This is a genomic window from Mesorhizobium sp. P3_A9 (genome assembly GCF_056402975.1).
In genome coordinates, this window is record NZ_JBFUGJ010000675.1 from 1 (window position 1) to 1,350 (window position 1,350).

Annotated in this window: 1 protein-coding gene; it reads left to right on the forward strand. The window is 58.0% G+C overall.

Features of this window, described 5'->3' with window-relative positions:
* The coding region (locus tag AC1DX0_RS35905; RefSeq protein ID WP_477359237.1) for a glycosyltransferase family protein at positions 1–1,350 on the forward strand (1,350 nt) is incomplete at both ends.

Sequence of the window (1,350 nt, forward strand, 5' to 3'; positions counted from 1 at the left end):
TTTGACGTTTTCTCCAGACAGCGCCGAGGAACTCAGACAGAAGCTCGAAGCGATTGCCGTCGATCAAGCGGAGCGCGGCAAGATTATCCAGGATCAGTCGACACGGTGGCAGCGGTTTCGGGCCGACCAAATCGCGGGGGAGTTCTGGTCGACGGTGGGCGATTTGGTGGCGCGTCGCCATCCGAAGCCCACCGGCATCCTCAGAGGCGCGCGACCACAAATTGCATTCCTCAGTCCGATGCCGCCTGACCAATCCGGTGTCGCTGACTATTCCGCCGCAACAATCAGGGAACTGGGCAAACTGGCCGATGTCCATGTGTTCTCGAAACATGCGCCTGTAACCACACCTGATGGAGCAGCATCGGCGCAGCAGATCACCACCCTTCCGTGCTTGTCTTCGGGCTTTGATCGAGTGGTCGGGGTGGTGGGGAACTCATATTTTCATCTGGAGGTGTTCCAGCTGCTTGAACGGTATGGCGGAGCTTGCATCGAGCACGACAATCGCCTCCTCGGCTTCTACGGAAGTCTGCTCGGTTCGCCGCGCGCTTGCGCGGTTGCGGAGCGTGAACTCGGACGATCCGTGACTGCGCAAGAGGTCGGCTCCTGGCTGCAAGATGAATCGAGGCTTCCAGCAACGTTTCTCGGCGAAATCGCCGAGTGGGCTTCGCCGATGTTCGTGCACTCGCGCGTGACGGCTCGGATCGTTCAAGAGCGCTTTTCCAAAATGGCGATCTATCTGYCCTTTTCGATCTATCGGCAGTGGGAGACCGATCCCACCGATCGACGGCTAAAATCAGCCGCCAGACTGAGGCTCGGCATCGCCAAAAAAGAATTTGCGATCATATCGCTTGGTTTTGTCCACTCCAATAAAGCGGCCGAGGAGTGCATTTGGGCCGTTGATCTTCTGCGCAGCTGGGGCATTCCCGCAAAACTGTATTTTGTTGGCGGATTTGCATCGGATGAAGGTCCGTTCAGGGATTTGGTTTCCAACGTCGGCTTGGCAGATCATGTCGTGTTCTCAGCCGACTTTGTCGGCGAGGCGCAATATCGAGACTATCTGCTTGCAGCCGACGCCGCCGTTCAGCTGAGAACCCACTTCTTCGGAGGCTTGTCCGGTGCGCTGCTCGACTGCATCGCCGTTGGGCTGCCCACCGTCGCAAACGAGGACTTGGCGCTGGCAATGGAGGGGCCGACATTTGTCTCTACCGTGCCGGATCACCCTAGCCCCGTTCTCATCGCGGAAGCGCTGGCCAAGATCAGCCGGAAAGGTGCCAGTCGGTCCCAATTCGACGATGAGCGGCGACATTACTGCGACGTTCATAGTTTCAAAAACTATGCGCAGCAGCTGTG